This window comes from Stenotrophomonas sp. Ste86 (genome assembly GCF_024519465.1).
GTDB lineage: Bacteria > Pseudomonadota > Gammaproteobacteria > Xanthomonadales > Xanthomonadaceae > Stenotrophomonas.
Genome location: NZ_JALJRW010000010.1, coordinates 141,818 through 158,650 on the forward strand (window position 1 = coordinate 141,818; position 16,833 = coordinate 158,650).

A 16,833-nucleotide genomic window follows, 5' to 3' on the forward strand; every position below is an offset into this window, starting at 1 on the left:
TGCGCCCCATGCTCAATACCCGTGCGTCCCGAGAGTTCTGGTTGCTTGCGTTGATGGCCTTGCTGGTTCTCGGAACCGGCCTGGGCATGCGTGATCCCTGGCCCTCGGACGAGCCGCGCTTTGCGCTGGTCGCCAAGCAGATGGTGCTCAGCGGCGACTGGCTGTTCCCCCATCGCGGCACCGAGCTGTATTCAGACAAGCCTCCCATGCTGATGTGGGCCCAGGCGCTGTTCTACAGCGTTTTCGGCAACTGGCGGGTGGCCTTCCTGCTGCCGTCGCTGCTGGCCGCGCTGGGCACCCTGGCCTGCGTGTACGACCTGGGCCGCCGGCTGTGGACCCGTCGGGTCGGGCTGTATGCGGCCTGGGCGCTGTTGTTCGCGGTGCAGTTCACCTTCCAGGCCAAGAAGGCGCAGATCGATCCGCTGGTGGTGTTCTTCATCACCCTGGCCAACTATGGCCTGCTGCGCCACCTGATCTGCGGGCCGGCGTGGCGGTGGTGGTGGCTGGGCTGGTTCGCCGCCGGGCTGGGGGTGATCACCAAGGGCGTGGGGGTGATCGCGCTGCTGATGATCCTGCCGGCCGGGCTGGCCTCGGTGCTGGGTTGGCCGCGGGTGCGCCTGCACGTGCGCGACTGGCGCTTCTGGCTGGGGCCGCTGGCGTTCGCGCTGGCGGTGCTGCTGTGGCTGCTGCCGATGGTGCTGGCTGCCACCGGCAGTGGTTCGGCCGAGTACCGCAGCTACATGGACGACATCCTGTTCCGGCAGACCGCCAAGCGCTATGCGCAGTCCTGGGACCATCACCAGCCGTGGTGGTACTTCCTGGGCACGATGCCGTCGATGTGGGTGCCGGCGTTCCTGGCCCTGCCGTGGGCGGTGCCGGCCTGGTGGCGGCGCCTGCGTCGGCGCGACCCGCGTTATCTGGTGCTGCTCGGCTGGTGGCTGTTGATCGTGCTGTTCTTCTCGATTCCACACGGCAAGCGCGATGTCTACATCCTGCCGTCACTGCCGATGTTCTGCCTGGCGCTGGCGCCGCTGTTGCCGGGGCTGCTGCGCCGTCGCGGCGTGCAGTGGTTGCTGGGCGGCTTCGTCGCTCTGCTGGCGCTGGGCCTGCTCGGCGCCGGTAGTGCGATGCTGACCGGCCAGCCCGGTTTTGAGAGCAAGCTGATCGTGGAGCGCGGCATCGATACCGCGCTGACGTCCGCACTGGGCTGGGTGGGCGTGGCGCTGGGCTGCTGGGCGGTAATGAGCCTGTGCGTGGCCGGGGCGCGCCGTTTCCATCTGGCCGTGGTGGCCACGTTGGCCATGGCCTGGGTCGCCTTCGGCCTGGTCGGCTATCCGCTGTTCAACGATTCCAGTTCCGCACGCGGGTTGATGCAGCACATCGGCCAGCGCATCGGCAGCGACGGTGAACTGGGGCTGGTGGCATGGAAAGAGCAGAACCTGCTGATGGCCGATCGGCCCGCCACCACCTTCGGCTTCAACCGACGTTGGGACCGGCAGCTGCGCGATGGCGTGGCCTGGCAGGCGGCCGAGCCGGCGCGGCGATGGCTGGTGGTGCAGGAGGATGCGCTGCTGGGCTGCGTGGATCGCGATACGGCCGAGCTGGCCGGGGTCGCCAACCGTCGCCGTTGGTGGCTGGTGAAGGCCAGCGACATCCACGGCCCGTGCGAGGCGACTTCCGCCGAGGCCGAGCGCGAACGCGCGCTGCACAGGATCGATGGCGATGAGGATTGAGACGCATAATGGGGCGCGCGCTGCCCAGCGCGTGCGCCATGCCCGTGGACGCCGGTCGCGTCCGAGGATGCCAGGGGCACGCATGCCTGTGTGTGGTCGAGAGTGGCAATGAAACACAACACCGTGTCCCCGCTGTCCGATGTTTCCCTGCCGCCGCTGCAGGGGCGGGGTCGGATTGCCCATCAGATGGCCAACGTCGGGCTGTTCTGCCTGCCGGCGCTGATCCTGACGGTGCCGCAGAACCTGCTGCCCTACGGCATCGTGCTGCTGCTCAGCACCCTGTTGGCGCCGGAGCTGCTGTGGCGTGCGCGGCACCTGGCCGGACGGCCGGTGATGGCCTTGACCTGGATGATGCTGGCCGCGATCGGTCTTGCGCTGCTGTCGATGTATCTGTTCAACCAGGGCCTGCGCGACATCGACAACCGCTCGCGGTTTGCGGTGATTCCGTGGTTGGCGCTGTGGGTCTGCGCGTTCCGGCCGGAACTGCGCTGGCTATGGGCGGGATCGCTGGTCGGCCTGCTCGGCACCATGGTGCTGGCGATCCTGCAGGTTGCCGGCGGCGCGCCACGGGCCGACCTGAGCACCAATGCCATCGTGCTGGCCGACATCGTGCTGGTGCTGATGGTGCTGCTGGTGTTCTGCCGTCCACACCGGCGCTGGAGCTGGGTGATCGTGGGCATGGTCGCCGGCTGCGTGACCATCGTGCTCAGCGGCAGCCGCGGGGTGTGGCTGGCATTGCTGGCGCTGTTGGCGGTGATGGCGATGAGCCTGCGCTGGCGCACCGGGCCGGCGCGCCTGGGGGTGTTGACGGGCCTGATGGCAATCGCCGCCGCGCTGGCCCTGACCATCCCGAGCCTGCGCGAGCAGGTGCGCCTGACCGAACTCCAGCGCGACGTGGTGCGGATGGAGCGGGGCGACAGTGACTCCTCCGCCGGCGCCCGCGTGGAACGGCTGCAGGTGGCCTACGAGACCTTCATCGACCATCCCCTGACCGGGGTGGGCATCGGCCACTTCGACAGCGCGATGCAGCGCCTGCCGGTGTGCCGCGACGATCCCAGCGAACTGCGCTGCCACCTGGGCCATGCGCATAACGACCTGGCCGAGTGGTCGGCCACGCAGGGAATCCCGGGGCTGCTGCTGTTGCTGGCGGTCTATGGGGTGCCGCTGTGGGTGTTCGCGGGTCTGCACCGCCGCAGCGGCCAGAGCACCTTCCGTGGGCCGGCGGCGGCCGGGATCATGATTGTGGTGGCCTACGTGCTGTGCGGGATCACCCAGTCGATGTTCGCCCACCAGATCACCGCCAGCTTCTACGTCACCATCGTGGCGCTGCTGGCCGGCCTGTCAGTGATGCAGGGCCATGTACACCGGCAGGCGCTGGCCCAGGCGGGCGCCCGGGCTCAGTCGCCGGGCTGATCACGCGGCGGGTCGCTGACCGGCTGCCCGTGCTGGAGCATCCACAGCATGATGGTCTTCTGGCGCACGTAGTTGGCGCGCACGTAGGCATACACCAGGCCGTGCCAGCCATCGCGGAAGCCGCCGCGCAGCAGCAACCCGCGCCAGAACCGCCAGGCCGGCGCCAGTACCAGCTTGGCTAGGGTGGCGCGCTTGCCGCGCGCGAATTCGTGCTCGGCCATCATCCGCGCGTAGCGCTGGGTCTTGCTCAACTGCTGCTCCAGCGAGCGGTACGGATAGTGGATGAGGTCGCCGCGCAGCACGCCGACGCTGCCATCGACGCTGGCCGCTTCGTGGATCTCGCGCTTGCCGCGCCAGCCGCCGTGGCGACGGTCGAACAGGCGTAGCACGCGATCGGGATAGGCGTTGCCGTGGCGCAGGAATTTGCCGAAGTAGTCGGACAACCGCGCGAAGCGGTAGCCGTGGTGGCCGGCGAAGCCGCCGGCCTGGGCGGCGAGGATCGCCGCGCGCAGGTCGTCGCTGATGCGCTCGTCCGCGTCCAGGCACAGCACCCAGTCATGGCTGGCCTGGGCCACGCAGAAGGCCTTCTGGCTGCGGAAGCCGTCGAAGGGCCGCTGCAGCACCTTGGCCCCGGCCGCGGTCGCAATCGCCACGGTGGCATCGGTGGAGTACGAGTCCACCACGATGATCTCGTCGCAGAAGGCCAGCGAGGCCAGGCAGTCGCCGATGCGGTCGGCTTCATTGAACGCGATAATGCAGGCCGAGATGCGAGGCCGTTCAGTGGGAGCGGTCGTGGAGGACATGATGGCCGAGTACCTGCTGTTTGCGACGGAGCGTTATGCGCTGCCCATTCTCGCCCCACTGGCCCAGGCGTTGCACGCGTCCGGTCAATCGGTGTCGGCCTGGTTCGCCGACGGGGCTGCCGGATCGCAGCTGCCGGGCGTGCCCAACGTGGATCTCCGGCAGGCGCTGGCGCTGCGCCCACGGGCGGTGTTCAGCGCCGCCAACTGGGTGCCGCCGTTCATCGCCGGGGCCAAGGTGCAGGTCTTCCATGGATTCAATGTGCAGAAGCGCGACAGCGCGCGCGGCCATTTCCGCGTGCGCGGCTTGTTCGACCTGTACTGCACGCAGGGGCCGGCCACCACCGACCCGTTCCGCGCGCTGGCGGCGCGCGAGGGTCACTTCGCGGTGGCGCAGACCGGCTGGCCGAAGCTGGACCCGCTGTTCCGCGACGATGGCGGGGCCAGTGCCGCATTGCGGGCACCGGCTGCCGGCCGCCCGGTGATCCTGTTCGGCTCGACCTTCACCGAGCGCCTGAGCGCGGCGCCGCACCTGTACGCGCCTATTGCCGCCGACATCGCGCGCGGCGAGCGCTACTGGCTGCTCACCCTGCATCCCAAGTGCAGCGCGGACCTGTTCGCGCGTTATCGCGCGCTGGCCGGCGACAACGCCGCCTTCATCGAACCGGAGCAGGTGATGGCCGCGCAGCGCGCCGCCGACGTGCTGGTATCGGACACCTCCTCGATCGTGTCCGAGTTCGTGGTGCAGCACAAACCGGTGGTGACCTTCCGCAACCGCGTGCCGCAGCCGCACATGATCGACTTCGACGATGCGAGCGCCTTGCCGGCGATGCTGGACCGCGCCCTGGCGCCGGAACCGGCGTTGATGGCCGAGATCCGGCGTTATGCCGACACCATCCATCCGTACCGCGACGGGTATTCGAGCGAGCGGGTGATCGCGGCCACCGAGGATTTCCTGTCCGGCGAACTGGGCACGCTCAAGCGCAAGCCGTTCGGCGCGTGGACGCGGGGGCTGCAGATCCGCCGGGAGCTGGGGTATTGGGGGCCGGCAAAGCGTTGAGGGGGGGCACGCGCGGCGTGGCGGTTCCGGGGCGGTGGGGTGGAGGGCTGCCACGCATGGCGTGGCACTACCCGGACGAGCTGCCACGCAGGGCGTTGCCAAGCCCCTCGATGGTGGGTTGCCGCGCGCGGCGTGGCATTACCCGCGCGCTGGAGTCGCTTTGGTAGAGCCACGCCATGCGTGGCTGCGCTCCTACCAGTGCAGGCGACGCCGGGCCAATGCCTTGCCCAGCTGCGCGTGCACCGCGCGCGCGTCGGCTTCGGGCAGGTAGCGCAGGCACAGCGCGATGCTGCCGCTGGCGCCGGCGGTGTCCAGCCACACGCTGGCGGTGCCCAGCAGACGGTCTAGGGGGGAACGCGACAGGCGCAGGCTCTGCAGCTTGTCCAACTCGGCGAACCGCCACCAGCGCTGCCACCAGCCGCCGCGCACCGCCACGTACTGGTCGTCCAGGTGATAGCCGATGCGCGCCATCTGGCGGTGCGCGCGGAACGCCGACCACGGCAGCCACAAGAGGATCAACGCACCGCCCGGGTAACCGTTCCAGACCGCAGCGGCAGCGACCACCGGCAGCCACACAAACGCGCCCAGGCTCAGCCGCCACCAGCCGCGCTGCTGCACCGGCTGCCAGCGCGCAGGCGGCCACTCCAGCTGCGGCAGCAGGTGCTGCACCAGTGCGTCGCAGGCCTGCGGGGTGGCCAGCGGGGCCAGCTCGCGCAGGTCGCGGCGCTCGTTGTCCACGGCGGCGCCGGCGGCGATATCGATGCGCAGGTGGCGTCGCCCTGCCCAACGCTGCAGCGTGCTTTCGCGCAGGGTCCAGGCCTGGATGCGCCGCCGCGCGACGCTGCTGCGCAGGCGCGTGAGCAGGCCGCTGACCACGGTCAGGCGGCGCTCGTGTTCGCTGAGCTGGAAGCCGTAGTAGCGCAGCAGCGCCAGCGCCACCGACAACACCCGCAGCATCAGCCAGAAGCCGATCACCATCACGACCGCGACGACCGCCCACACCCAGGTGGCCGGATGCAGGTGGCTGGCATAACCGAAGGCCTGGCGGCCACCCTGCTCGATCGCGTCGGACACCGTGCCGCGCGGGAAGAACTGGTAGCTGGCACCGAAGGCGGCCAGTACCACCACCCAGCCACGGTTGGAGAGCAGGCCGAGACGCACCACGTCCCAAAGGCTCAGCCGCAGCAGTACGTCGTCGATGGGCGCTGCAGGTGCGTTCTCGTTGCCGGTGGGCGTTGCGACGGCGTCCGCTTCCTGTCCGCGATGGCGCACCAGCTGTTCCAGCGCCAGCGCCTGGGACAGCTTCAACACCCGCATTTCTGCTTCCGGGCGATGACCGCCGGCCGATTCCAGCCGCAGTTCGGCCACGCCGAACAGGCGGTGCAGCGGGTTCTGGTGGACCACGACATTGTGGATGCGCGCGAACGGGATCTCGCGCCGGTTGCGCGAGATCACCCCGCTGCGCACGCTGATGCCGTCGCGGCCGATCCGGTAGCGGTAGGTCAGGTATTGCAGGATCGAAATCCCCACCAGCACTGCGATGACGATCAGCGCCGCCAGGTAGGACCACATCTCGTCGCGGTCGCCCCGGTTGCCGAACACCACCAGCGCCACCAGCGGCAGCAGGAACTGGCGCAGCTGCATCAGCAGCACGAACAACCACGACCACGGATGCAGACGCTGCTCCTGCGGGGCAGCGACCGACGCCTCAGCGAGCGGTGGCGGCGTACTCACAGCGCGTCGTCGTCGCGGTCGAGTTGATGGGCGAGGGTGTCGCGCAGGTGTTCGGCATCGTCGGCGTCGAGCCCGCTCAGGGTCACCGCGCTGAAGCGGCTGCCGGCGGTGTGCACCACCAGCGTGGCCAGTCGCGCGCTGCGTTCGATCGGCCCGCGGCGCAGGTCAAGGTGCTGCACGCGTGAGATCGGAACGCGGGTTTCCAGCTGCCACATCAGGTCGCGTCGCACGCCCAGGCCCTGGTCGTCCAGCCGCCAGTAAGTGCGCCGCTGGCGGCGGAAGCCGAAGCCCGCGCCGATCAGTGCACCGAGCACCAGCATGCCGGCAGCGCCGAGCCAGCGCATCGGCAGGTCCAGCACCACCCAACCTGCGGCCAATACGCCGCCGATAAGCAGCGCACCGGAGATCGCACCGGCGGCGGCGGCGATGCTGGCCGCGCGCAGTGGCAGCGGCTGCCAGTCGGCGCTGGCGGGCAACGGTGGCAATGCCGGAAGCGGTGGCGGGGTGGCGAACGCAGGGGTAACGATGGTGTCGGGCAAGGCAGGGTGCTCGGCAGGGGGAACATGCCGGGCGTCGTCCCTTTGCTGGTGCGCCCGTCGCGCTGACGGTAGCAGGTTGCCGCGCGCTATTGCGCGGCCTGGATCAGCGCGTCCACGTCGAGCAGATGCCCGGCACGCTCGGCCTTGGTACGCAGGTACTGCTCGTTCTCGACCGTGATGTCGCCGGTCACCGGCACGCAGTCGACCACGTCGATGCCGGCGTTGCGCAGGCGCTGGGCCTTGGTCGGGTTGTTGCTGAGCAGCTGCACGCGGTGCACGCCCAGCCCCTGCAGCATCGCCACTGCGCTGCCGTAGCGACGCTCGTCGGCGCCGAAGCCCAGCTGCGCATCGGCGTCGATGGTGTCCAGCCCATCGTGCTGGTAACCGTAAGCGCGCATCTTGGCGGCGATGCCGGTGCCGCGCCCTTCCTGGTCCAGGTACAGCAGCACGCCACCGCCCAGTTCCTTGAGCTTGCGCAGGCCGCGCCGCAGCTGGTCGCCGCAGTCGCACTTGAGCGAGCCGAACAGGTCGCCGGTCAGGCACGAGGAATGCACCCGGACCGGCACCACGCCGGACAAGTCCGGGGTGCCGACAATCACCGCCACCTGGTCGCGCTGGGCGACGCCGCCGCGGAACACCGCGAACTCGGTCATGCCCACCTCGCGCAGCGGCACCGGCGAGCGTGCCACCAGCTCATAGGCATGCGCGGCTTGCTCGGCGCCCTGGCTGAGGTCGCACAGCGACACCTGCGCGCAGCCGTCGAAGCGGCTGTCATCGGCGTCCAGCAGCACCCCGACCATGGCCGGCAGCAACAGGCCCAGCCGCGCCACTTCCACCGCGCCGTCGTCGAGTGCCTGGCCGGCACTCCAGCCGGGCGGCATTGCCTCGGGTTCGCGCAGGTAGCTCAGCGAGGGCAGGGCATCGAAATCGATCCCGGCCAGCGGCACGCGCGCGCCGTGTTCGGCAGTGACCCCCAGCACCCGGGCGCGGGTGGCGGTGAGGAACAGGTAGTGGCGGTCAGCGGCGGCCTGGGCGAAAGCGCCGAAGCTGCTGCGGGTGCTGCTGTCCAGGGCGATGAAAGCCAGCCGCTGGCCGTGGCCGTCGTCGATCACCACCGGGCGGCCGGCGCGCAGCTCGGCAACCGCACGTTCGCAGCGGATCGCGGCCGGGTCGCCGAACAGGGAAGAGGCAGCATCGGACATGGCAGGGGCCGTGGGGGACATCATGGCTTTCACAGTGGGGACGGGTGGCACCGATTCCAATCGCGACAGGGACGCGACAGAGCGTCGCGCTCAGTGCGGGTGTTCTTCGGTGGCATACGGATCGACCTCGCCGCTTTCCGGCGGGCGCAGGGTGTAGCGTTTGTAGGTCCACAGGTACTGGGTCGGATCGCGGCGGGCGATCCGCTCGATGCCGGCGTTGAGCGCGGTCGCGGCGGTGCGCGGGTCCGGGTCGGCGACCTCGGGCGGGGCTGGCTCGATATGCAGGGCGAACTGCATGTCCGGGCCGATCCGTTCGCACCAACCGTACAGCACGGTGGCCCCGGTGCGTTCGGCCAGCCGGTTGACCAGGGTCATGGTCAGCGCCTCGACGCCGAAGAACGGCGCGAACACCCCGTCGCCGGCCTTGGGCTGCTGGTCGGGCAGGATCCCGGTGGCGCCGCCCTCCTTGAGCACCTTGAACAGCTGGCGCACCGCCGGCCCTTCGGCACGCACCTGGCGCACGTTGTCGCCGCCGCGGACCAGTTGCAGGAACGCATCGCCCACCGCCTCGTCAGGCGCCTTGTAGACGATGGCGATCGGACCGCGCGAGGCCAGCCACTGGTTCAACAACTCCCAGTTGCCGTGGTGCGGGGCGGCCACGATCACGCCCTTGCCGGCCGCCAGCGCGGCGTCGTACAGCGCCTCGCCATGGCGTTCGACCAGACAGGCCAGGTTCGCTTCGCGCGGACGGGTCCACAGACGCAGGGTCTCCACCGCCTGCATCGCCGTGGAGCGCAGCACCTGCCGGTGCATCACCGTGCGCTGGGCATCGGTCAGTTCGGGGAAGGCCAGTTCCAGGTTGCGCCGGGTGACCCGGCTCTCACGGGCGTTGAGACGTATCCACAGGCTGGCCAGTGCGGCGCCGAAGCCTCGCAGCCAGGACCAGGGCAGGCGGGTGAACAGGGCAGCGGCGCGATAGGCCAGGCGGGCAGTGGTGTGCGGTTTCATCACTGCAAAGTCTAGCCGCTGGCGGCGAGCGTGTCGGCGCGCGGTCGCGTTAAGGTGGGCCGCCTTCAGTTGCGGAGCCTTGACCATGCTTGTCCTGATCCAGCGCGTGAGCCACGCCAGTGTCCGCGTCGAGGACGCCATCGTCGGCCAGATCGGCCCCGGCCTGCTGGCGCTGGTGGGCATGGAGCCGGGCGATACCGAGGCCCAGATCACCCGGATGGCCGATCGCCTGCTCGGTTACCGTGTTTTTGGCGATGCGGCCGGAAAAATGAACCGATCACTCCGCGATACCGGCGGCGGGCTGCTGCTGGTCAGCCAGTTCACCCTGGCGGCGGACACCTCCAGCGGGATGCGGCCGGGCTTCAGTACCGCCGCGCCGCCGCCGGAGGCTGAACGCGGATTCAATCGGCTGGTCGATATCTGCAGACAAAAACACGCCCCGGGGGTGGAAACCGGCCAGTTTGGTGCCCATATGGTTGTCAGCCTGGTCAACGATGGTCCAGTGACCTTCCTGCTCAGATCCTAGCCCCGGGACCACCGCCCGGGAACGCGGGGCGCCGGGCTGGTATAATGCTAGGTTCTATTCCCTCTCCCAGCCGGTGGCGCGAGCACTACATGGCCAACGAACGTCCTGCCCAGCAAAACGACATCAAGCTTCTGATCAGCAAGGGCCTGGAACAGGGCTACCTGACCTACGCCGAAGTCAATGACCACCTGCCCGACGACATCGTCGACCCGGAGCAGATCGAAGATATCATCGGCATGATCAACGGCATGGGCATTGATGTCCATGAGGTTGCGCCCGATGCAGAAACCCTGTTGCTCAACGATGGCAACACCGGCAACCGCGAAGTCGATGACACCGCGGCTGAAGAAGCTGCCGCCGCGCTGAGCGCGCTCGACACCGAAGGTGGCCGCACCACCGACCCGGTGCGCATGTACATGCGCGAAATGGGTACCGTCGAGCTGCTGACCCGCGAAGGCGAAATCGCCATCGCCAAGCGCATCGAAGAAGGTCTGGGCCAGGTCCAGGCCGCACTCGGTACCTTCCCGGTATCGGTGGAATCGCTGCTGGCCGACTACGACGCGCACAAGGAAGGCAAGAAGCGCCTGGCCGAAGTGATCGTCGGCTTCAACGACCTGGTCGAGGAAGTCCCGGCCCCGGCCGTGGCCGAAGACACCAGCGACGATGCCGAGGACGACGCCGACGACGAAGAAGACGGCGACGACGTTGAAGAAGAAGCCGGCCCGACCGGTCCGGACCCGGAAGAAGTCGCACGCCGCATGCAGGCCCTGAGCGATGCGTATGCCGCGTTCAAGAAGGCTGCCGCCAAGGGCGACCGCAAGCCGCTCGCCAAGCTGCGCGATGACATGGCCGCCGTGTTCGTGACCCTGAAGCTGCCGTTGCCGCTGACCGACGTACTGGTCAAGCAGCTGCGCGACGTCATGGCCGACATCAAGTCCCACGAGCGCCGCGTGCTGAACCTGGCCACCGTGACCGCGCGCATGCCGCGCAAGGACTTCATCCGTTCCTGGGAAGGCAACCAGACCAACCTGGAGTGGGTGGAAGACGCACTGAAGCGCAAGCAGAAGTGGTCCTCGGCCCTGCGTGACGTCAAGGATCAGATCATCGCCGAACAGCAGGCGACGATCGACATCGAAAAGACCACCTGGCTGGAACTGGACGAGCTGAAGGAAATCAGCCGCGCCATGGCCTACGGTGAGGCGCGCGCGCGCAAAGCCAAGAAGGAAATGGTCGAGGCCAACCTGCGCCTGGTGATCTCCATCGCCAAGAAGTACACCAACCGCGGCCTGCAGTTCCTCGACCTCATCCAGGAAGGCAACATCGGCCTGATGAAGGCCGTGGACAAGTTCGAATACCGTCGTGGTTACAAGTTCTCCACGTATGCGACTTGGTGGATCCGCCAGGCCATCACCCGTTCGATCGCCGATCAGGCGCGCACCATCCGTATCCCGGTGCACATGATCGAAACGATCAACAAGTTGAACCGCATTTCCCGCCAGATGCTCCAGCAGTACGGCCGCGAGGCCACGCCGGAGGAGCTGGCCAAGGAAATGGACATGCCGGAAGACAAGATCCGCAAGGTGATGAAGATCGCCAAGGAGCCGATCTCGATGGAAACCCCGATCGGCGACGACGAGGATTCCCATCTGGGCGACTTCATCGAGGACACCAACGTGGAGTCCCCGATCGAGAACACCACCAACATCAACTTGTCTGAAACCGTGCGCGACGTGCTGGCCGGCCTCACCCCGAGGGAAGCCAAGGTGCTGCGCATGCGCTTCGGCATCGACATGAACACCGACCACACCCTCGAGGAAGTCGGCAAGCAGTTCGACGTCACCCGCGAGCGCATCCGCCAGATCGAAGCCAAGGCGCTGCGCAAGCTGCGTCACCCGAGCCGGTCCGAGCAGCTGCGCAGCTTCCTGGATATCGATTGATTCCAGGACGGGTGCGTTGATGGAAAGACCCCGCTTCGGCGGGGTTTTTTTATGGGTGACGACCAAGGGTCGGCCGATTATTTCGTTCTAATTTACGTAACTTAATTATTGCGTCTTTTAGAGGGTGGTGAAGATAAGTTTATTAAAATCAATGGCATATCGGAAATCAAATTTGCCATTTCTGCTGAAGTGGCGTATAGATTCGTAACTTAATTCGTCCCGAAACCACGGCCATGCCTCGTCCCCGTACCGTCCAGCTCCAGGATCTGATCGACAGCCTACCCGCCGGCGAAGCGGTCTCCGCAGCCGCTCTCGTCGATCGCCTGGGCATCACCCGGACCACCCTCAGCCGCCTGGTGGCTGAAGCCGGAGAGCGGATCGTGCGCCTGGGACGCACCCGCGCCACGGCGTATGCCGTGCGCAAGCAGACCCCGGCAGGGAGCGAATGGCCCCTGTTCCGGCTACGGGCCGATGCCACCCTCGAAGAACTCGGCACGGTCGTGGCACTCACGGGCGAGAGCGTCCATGTCCAGACCAACGCGGCACGACCCAATCTCACCCGGTCGCCGGATGACACCGTGGACGGCTACTTCCCCGGTCTGCCCTGGTATCTGGATGACCTGCGGCCACAAGGCTTCCTGGGTCGCACCTTCGCGCACCGTCGGGGCCGGGACCTTGGCGTGCCCGAAGACCTTAGCCGTTGGCAGCTGGGTGACACCCTGCAGGCACTGGTCCGCGCAGGCGGCACCGAGATCGGCGACCTGCTGCTCGGTGGCGATGTGGTGCAGAGCGCGTTGCGTGCGCTGGATGCCCCGCCCGATCACGTCCTCGCTGCCCACCGCGCGCATCGCTACCCGGAGCGTGCGGCGGCGGCGCTGGAAGGCGAGGATGTCGGCTCGTCGCCCGGCGGCGAGCAACCCAAGTTCACCGCCACGGTCGAGGGCGAACGTGGCCGCTACGCCGCCCTGGTGAAGTTCGCCCAGCCCACTGCCGGCGCGGCGGCCGAGCGCTGGGCGGATCTTCTGGTCTGCGAGCACTTGGCCCTGCAGTGCCTGCGCGACGCGGGCGTGCCCGCGGCCGTCTCCGAACTCTTACAGACCGAAACGCATACCTTCCTGGAGGTGCAGCGCTTCGACCGCAGCGTGGACGTGCTCGGGCGGCGCGGCGTCGTTTCGCTGCTCGCGCTGTCATCGGCCTTCACCGGCGAGGCAACTGCGGACTGGGGCACTGCAGCGGGGTTGCTGCATGCGCAGGGCTGGGTGGATCGCGACACGCTCATCCGGGTGGGGCGGCTGCATGCGTTCGGGCGGCTGATCGGCAACAGCGACATGCACCAGGGCAACATCGGTTTCCACCTGACCGACCGCGGCCCGCTGCCGCTTGCGCCGGCCTACGACATGCTGCCGATGTCATTGGCTCCGTCGCGGACTGGCGTGCTTCGCGCAGCGAGCCCGTTGGCTACCGTCGGACCCGATCGAAGCGGGCAGCTCACGCACCTGCAATGGGCCGCACCGCTGGCAGTGGACTACTGGCAGCGTGTGGCGGGCTCATCGCTGCTGCGTTCGGGGGCACTGCGGGAACTGGCTGCGGAAAACGTACGGCGGGTACAGACGATGGGGCAGCGTTTCGGCTGATGCCGGCTTTTTCCAGTGGAAAGCGGCTGGGGGGCTCCACTACACTGTGCAGCCGCAGGGGCCTATAGCTCAACGGTTAGAGCAGAGGACTCATAATCCTTTGGTTCCAGGTTCGAGTCCTGGTGGGCCCACCACATTGATGTCTACAGGCGTCCAGCGAAGTCCAGAAACCTTGCCGAACGCCTAATAATAGGCGGATCAACCGTCCATCGGCGTCCAAGGGCATCCCCTTGCATCCACAGAAGCTGCGAAGGCTGCTCGTCGTTGTTGTGAGGGGCTGTTCACCGCCCGGCTGACTCGGCATGCCTCCATGGAGTGGGGGTGGGGCTCGCTGGCCAGCAGCATCGCCATGGCGTCGTCGGGCTCGGCGGCCATCCAGTCGTCGACCTGGCCAGGCTGCAGCCACAGCGGCATCTGGTCGTGGATATCGGCTGACACGCCGCTGTTGTCGCCGGTGATGATGGTGAAGGTGCCGAGGCCGCCATTGTGCATTCACTTGACCGAACAAGCCGCGCCACCTAGATTTCCTGATGAAACCCACTATCACGCCGTAACCCCAAAGACGGCCTACTTGCCGAGTCGGCCCCTATGATCATGCAGCCATGACTAAGACGACGCACCTCGTTGGCGTTGATCACGCCGGCTTTACGGTTTCCTCCTTGGACGAATCCATCCACTTTTGGACCCAGGCGCTGGGTTTCGAGCTGCAACGCCAATCGGAGATGGGAGGCGATTTCCTGTATCAGGTTACAGGCGTTGATGATCCGAACGTGCGCACGGCAATCGTCTTGGCGCCGAATGGGTTCATGGTTGAGCTGCTGCAGTACTCTGGAGGTCGCCAGCATGGAGCCGCGCCGGAGAGTGCCGGTGCGATCGGAGCTGCACACCTGGCTTTGACCGTGGAGGATATTCACTCCGCCATCGCCCGTGTAGAGGCTGCGGGATGGAAGGCGAAGGGCAGTCCACAACCAATTCCAGGCGGTCCACGCAAGGGGACACTAGCGGCCTACGTCTCCGGCCCCGATCACATCACAATCGAGTTCATGCAGCCACCAAGCAGGTGATGGGCGTGCAGAGGAAAGTGAACCGGCATCACTGCCAGGTTGAACTGCCGTAGAAGTTCTTTCCGTCAACGAGCCCGAACATGTGGGCCTCGGCGTTTCACCTGACGAACCACGCCGACCACGGCGAACACCTCCACTTCGGTGGCCTGCTCGAGCACGATGGGCGGGAAGCCTGGGTTGGCCGAATGCAGCTCCATGTGGCTCTCCAAGAGCTGCAGCACCTCGCAGGTGGGCTGGTTCCCGTCCTCCGCGGCCGATGAGCTGGCCAGAGCCGCTGGCAATCTTGCACGCTGCAGCTCCTAGATGGATTCCGGGCAGCCCTGCATGGCCGAGGCGGATGACTCCATGCGAGCCAGCATCCGATACAAGGTTGCAGCCGGAACTGCTGGCCCACACTGCAGAGGACGTGCGGCGGGGTATTGAGATGGCTGCAAGGACGTGAGATCTGCTTGCTTGCGTCATCGGTCCGAAACGATCCGTATCCGTACAGACACTTCCTTCAAGTATTTACCGCGATTGTGTGGGATCTGCTGGGATCTGGAGAGAGAACAACTGGCGCCGCCTACTGCAATCTCACTGAATGGTGATCAAGATGAAATTGAATTTTACTGCGGTGGGATTTGTTCTTCTCTTCACTTCATTCGCCGTGCTGGCTAGTCCCACTTCGGGCCCGGCTCAAGCTCAACAGCGTGCGATCTTGGATCGGGTCAAGACTGAAGCCGAACGGCTCGCATCAGAAGGACGGAGCGCAACTGCCAGGTACGATTCGCCAGATGCAAGCTTCCTCAAGATTTACTCACTCAAAGATTTTCCTGCCTCCGAAGCTGTTAAGAGCATTGTTGCAGCAGGTGCTGCTCGTGGCGGCGGCGTTCAAACTGTGGCTGCAGGCAAGATTCCATCTACTGCGGCTGTCATTGCGGAGCTGAGCCCTGTCAGGCGGAGCAATTCAGAGCTTGAGCGAAACCTGTCATATGCGCCGGCCGATTTATCCAAGACGCCCTTGGCTGCGGCGGAGCTACTCAGCACTGAGCCCACTGGAACCATCGGGGGCGCCGATTCCACTGGCGTAGCTCGTTTCTTCCGAGTTCCGAACTGGGGGGTTGTTCAGTTTTCCGAAGATGACTACCTGGCGTCGAAAACCCGCATTAAATTGATTCGGGAAACGCTCAACGTCGATGTCAATGGCACACCGGCGCGCTCATATTCTGTCAGGTCAGAAGGTGGAAAAGGACTGACCGAGTTGAGGTGGGTAACACCGACCAGGTCATATGGGCTCACATTGATCAGTGACGACGGATCGCGCATTGAGGCTGCTGAAATGATGTTGATGCAGATTGCCAAAGGAATTGCGCAGTAGTTTGTGAACGATGGGGGCAGGGCTCTGGCCCCATCGCATCATTGTCAGCACCCATCAGGCAGTAAGAAAGCGGGGCCTGATGCTGCTGTCGGTGTCTCACATGATCTCGGCGTCGGGATCGTGTAATCAGCGCCTTGTGCCATTCCCGCATGTCTCGGCACGCAAGGCTTCGCCGACTGACAAGTGCGGCCGCCACGCGCATCGGGAATCCGCCGGCGACGAATGCGGCCACCGCTCGCATCTGGCGTGGATGCGCCTATGAGCCGCCGCTGGTCCGCATCTGCGAAATGGGCTGCAGTATCGACTGATTCGACGGCTCGGGCACGACGCTGGTGGTTGCCCAGCAGAGAGGCTGCGCATGGACGGGGGCGAGATGACTAAACACCACTTTCATGTGGTGGCGTCCCGGCTACCCGCACGTAATCGACCGGTGCCCTCAATGCAAAGAGCCGCCCAATGGGCGGCTCTTTGCTTAGGCGTTACCAGCTATAGCTCATGCCCAACTGAGCGCTGGTTAGGTGGTAGCCACTGGCCTGCTGCCGGGCCAACCCGGCCCAGGCCCCGAGCCCGTTGGCAAACTTCAGCGAGGCACCCGCGCTGACTTCCGCACGGCTGCGCGGAATACGCGCATCCACGCGCTCGTCGTCCATCCACACCTGCGACTCGGCGCGGGTGTGCAGCCAGTTGGCGGCGATGTACGGCTGCACATCGGTGGCGCCGTCGCCCCAACGCGTGACCCCGGACAAACGCAGACCCACGCGGCCATACAAGCCATCGGCATCCTGCGTGGTCACCACCGTGCCGTTGGCCTCGGTGTGGCGCAGGT

Annotated in this window: 16 protein-coding genes and 1 tRNA gene; 9 read left to right on the forward strand and 8 right to left on the reverse strand. The window is 66.7% G+C overall.

Annotated elements, in window-relative coordinates; translation table 11 throughout:
- The first annotated feature begins 8 nt into the window (after positions 1-8).
- Both NR101_RS11215 and NR101_RS11220 read left to right on the forward strand, forming a co-directional pair.
- Positions 9-1,733 carry a glycosyltransferase family 39 protein gene (locus NR101_RS11215; protein WP_256775931.1) on the forward strand — a complete coding sequence of 575 codons (1,725 nt, stop codon included), beginning with the start codon at positions 9-11 and terminating at the stop codon, positions 1,731-1,733.
- A 186-nt stretch (positions 1,734-1,919) separates the two neighbouring features.
- The gene (locus tag NR101_RS11220; RefSeq protein WP_256775995.1) at positions 1,920-3,146 is read left to right on the forward strand and encodes an O-antigen ligase; all 1,227 of its coding nucleotides are present in this window, start codon (positions 1,920-1,922) and stop codon (positions 3,144-3,146) included.
- Here NR101_RS11220 and NR101_RS11225 read toward each other — a convergent pair.
- Positions 3,131-3,949: a glycosyltransferase family 2 protein gene (locus NR101_RS11225; RefSeq protein WP_256775930.1), complete on the reverse strand. Its 819-nt coding sequence runs from the start codon at positions 3,947-3,949 to the stop codon at positions 3,131-3,133. The genes NR101_RS11220 and NR101_RS11225 overlap by 16 nt on opposite strands.
- Between NR101_RS11225 and NR101_RS11230 the strand changes: the two genes are divergently transcribed.
- Complete coding sequence (locus NR101_RS11230) at positions 3,948-5,006, forward strand: CDP-glycerol glycerophosphotransferase family protein (protein ID WP_256775994.1); 1,059 nt, start codon at positions 3,948-3,950, stop codon at positions 5,004-5,006. The two genes, NR101_RS11225 and NR101_RS11230, sit on opposite strands and share 2 nt — an antisense overlap.
- Before the next feature lie 192 nt (positions 5,007-5,198).
- On the opposite strand, the gene NR101_RS11235 is transcribed toward NR101_RS11230, so the two are convergent.
- The 4 genes from NR101_RS11235 to NR101_RS11250 all read right to left on the reverse strand — a co-directional run bounded on the left by NR101_RS11235 (position 5,199) and on the right by NR101_RS11250 (position 9,489).
- Complete coding sequence (locus NR101_RS11235) at positions 5,199-6,740, reverse strand: PH domain-containing protein (protein ID WP_256775929.1); 1,542 nt, start codon at positions 6,738-6,740, stop codon at positions 5,199-5,201.
- Positions 6,737-7,225: a PH domain-containing protein gene (locus tag NR101_RS11240; protein ID WP_256775993.1), complete on the reverse strand. Its 489-nt coding sequence runs from the start codon at positions 7,223-7,225 to the stop codon at positions 6,737-6,739. Before NR101_RS11240 ends, NR101_RS11235 begins: the two co-directional genes overlap by 4 nt.
- Positions 7,226-7,365: 140 nt before the next feature.
- Positions 7,366-8,502: a GTP cyclohydrolase II RibA gene (gene ribA / locus NR101_RS11245; protein WP_256775928.1), complete on the reverse strand. Its 1,137-nt coding sequence runs from the start codon at positions 8,500-8,502 to the stop codon at positions 7,366-7,368.
- Positions 8,503-8,571: 69 nt separating this feature from the next.
- Positions 8,572-9,489 (reverse strand): lauroyl acyltransferase, encoded by a 918-nt coding sequence (locus NR101_RS11250; protein WP_256775927.1) that lies wholly within the window; start codon positions 9,487-9,489, stop codon positions 8,572-8,574.
- A gap of 85 nt (positions 9,490-9,574) precedes the next feature.
- On the opposite strand from NR101_RS11250, the gene dtd reads away from it, so the two are divergent.
- The 4 genes from dtd to NR101_RS11270 all read left to right on the forward strand — a co-directional run bounded on the left by dtd (position 9,575) and on the right by NR101_RS11270 (position 13,720).
- Positions 9,575-10,015 carry a D-aminoacyl-tRNA deacylase gene (gene dtd, locus NR101_RS11255; RefSeq protein WP_256775926.1) on the forward strand — a complete coding sequence of 147 codons (441 nt, stop codon included), beginning with the start codon at positions 9,575-9,577 and terminating at the stop codon, positions 10,013-10,015.
- A gap of 89 nt (positions 10,016-10,104) precedes the next feature.
- Positions 10,105-11,952, forward strand: coding sequence for an RNA polymerase sigma factor RpoD (rpoD, locus tag NR101_RS11260; RefSeq protein ID WP_256775925.1), 1,848 nt, complete (start codon positions 10,105-10,107; stop codon positions 11,950-11,952).
- 233 nt (positions 11,953-12,185) lie between these two features.
- Positions 12,186-13,586: a type II toxin-antitoxin system HipA family toxin YjjJ gene (gene yjjJ / locus NR101_RS11265; protein ID WP_256775924.1), complete on the forward strand. Its 1,401-nt coding sequence runs from the start codon at positions 12,186-12,188 to the stop codon at positions 13,584-13,586.
- Between the two features lie 58 nt (positions 13,587-13,644).
- Positions 13,645-13,720 (forward strand) — tRNA-Ile (locus NR101_RS11270).
- Between the two features lie 64 nt (positions 13,721-13,784).
- Here NR101_RS11270 and NR101_RS11275 read toward each other — a convergent pair.
- Positions 13,785-14,078: an SOS response-associated peptidase family protein gene (locus NR101_RS11275; protein WP_256775923.1), complete on the reverse strand. Its 294-nt coding sequence runs from the start codon at positions 14,076-14,078 to the stop codon at positions 13,785-13,787.
- 110 nt (positions 14,079-14,188) lie between these two features.
- Between NR101_RS11275 and NR101_RS11280 the strand changes: the two genes are divergently transcribed.
- Entirely contained in the window at positions 14,189-14,650 is a 462-nt protein-coding gene (locus NR101_RS11280; protein ID WP_134832125.1) for a VOC family protein, read from the forward strand.
- A gap of 65 nt (positions 14,651-14,715) precedes the next feature.
- Here the strand turns inward: NR101_RS11280 and NR101_RS11285 are convergent, their stop codons facing one another.
- The gene (locus tag NR101_RS11285; RefSeq protein ID WP_256775922.1) at positions 14,716-14,847 is read right to left on the reverse strand and encodes a hypothetical protein; all 132 of its coding nucleotides are present in this window, start codon (positions 14,845-14,847) and stop codon (positions 14,716-14,718) included.
- 395 nt (positions 14,848-15,242) lie between these two features.
- Between NR101_RS11285 and NR101_RS11290 the strand changes: the two genes are divergently transcribed.
- Positions 15,243-16,007 carry a hypothetical protein gene (locus NR101_RS11290; RefSeq protein WP_256775921.1) on the forward strand — a complete coding sequence of 255 codons (765 nt, stop codon included), beginning with the start codon at positions 15,243-15,245 and terminating at the stop codon, positions 16,005-16,007.
- A 479-nt stretch (positions 16,008-16,486) separates the two neighbouring features.
- On the opposite strand, the gene NR101_RS11295 is transcribed toward NR101_RS11290, so the two are convergent.
- On the reverse strand, positions 16,487-16,833 hold a 347-nt coding region (locus tag NR101_RS11295; RefSeq protein ID WP_256775920.1), incomplete at its 5' end, for an autotransporter outer membrane beta-barrel domain-containing protein.

What these genes read in the sequence shown, in the direction of transcription:
- NR101_RS11215 (WP_256775931.1), top strand. Translation starts at nt 9, where the DNA reads ATGCTCAATACCCGTGCGTCCCGAGAGTTCTGGTTGCTTGCGTTGATG.
- NR101_RS11220 (WP_256775995.1), top strand. Translation starts at nt 1,920, where the DNA reads ATGGCCAACGTCGGGCTGTTCTGCCTGCCGGCGCTGATCCTGACGGTG.
- NR101_RS11230 (WP_256775994.1), top strand. Translation starts at nt 3,948, where the DNA reads ATGATGGCCGAGTACCTGCTGTTTGCGACGGAGCGTTATGCGCTGCCC.
- NR101_RS11225 (WP_256775930.1), bottom strand. Translation starts at nt 3,949, where the DNA reads ATGTCCTCCACGACCGCTCCCACTGAACGGCCTCGCATCTCGGCCTGC.
- ribA (WP_256775928.1), bottom strand. Translation starts at nt 8,502, where the DNA reads ATGTCCCCCACGGCCCCTGCCATGTCCGATGCTGCCTCTTCCCTGTTC.
- NR101_RS11250 (WP_256775927.1), bottom strand. Translation starts at nt 9,489, where the DNA reads ATGAAACCGCACACCACTGCCCGCCTGGCCTATCGCGCCGCTGCCCTG.
- dtd (WP_256775926.1), top strand. Translation starts at nt 9,575, where the DNA reads ATGCTTGTCCTGATCCAGCGCGTGAGCCACGCCAGTGTCCGCGTCGAG.
- rpoD (WP_256775925.1), top strand. Translation starts at nt 10,105, where the DNA reads ATGGCCAACGAACGTCCTGCCCAGCAAAACGACATCAAGCTTCTGATC.
- yjjJ (WP_256775924.1), top strand. Translation starts at nt 12,186, where the DNA reads ATGCCTCGTCCCCGTACCGTCCAGCTCCAGGATCTGATCGACAGCCTA.
- NR101_RS11275 (WP_256775923.1), bottom strand. Translation starts at nt 14,078, where the DNA reads ATGCACAATGGCGGCCTCGGCACCTTCACCATCATCACCGGCGACAAC.
- NR101_RS11280 (WP_134832125.1), top strand. Translation starts at nt 14,189, where the DNA reads ATGACTAAGACGACGCACCTCGTTGGCGTTGATCACGCCGGCTTTACG.
- NR101_RS11285 (WP_256775922.1), bottom strand. Translation starts at nt 14,847, where the DNA reads ATGGAGCTGCATTCGGCCAACCCAGGCTTCCCGCCCATCGTGCTCGAG.
- NR101_RS11290 (WP_256775921.1), top strand. Translation starts at nt 15,243, where the DNA reads ATGAAATTGAATTTTACTGCGGTGGGATTTGTTCTTCTCTTCACTTCA.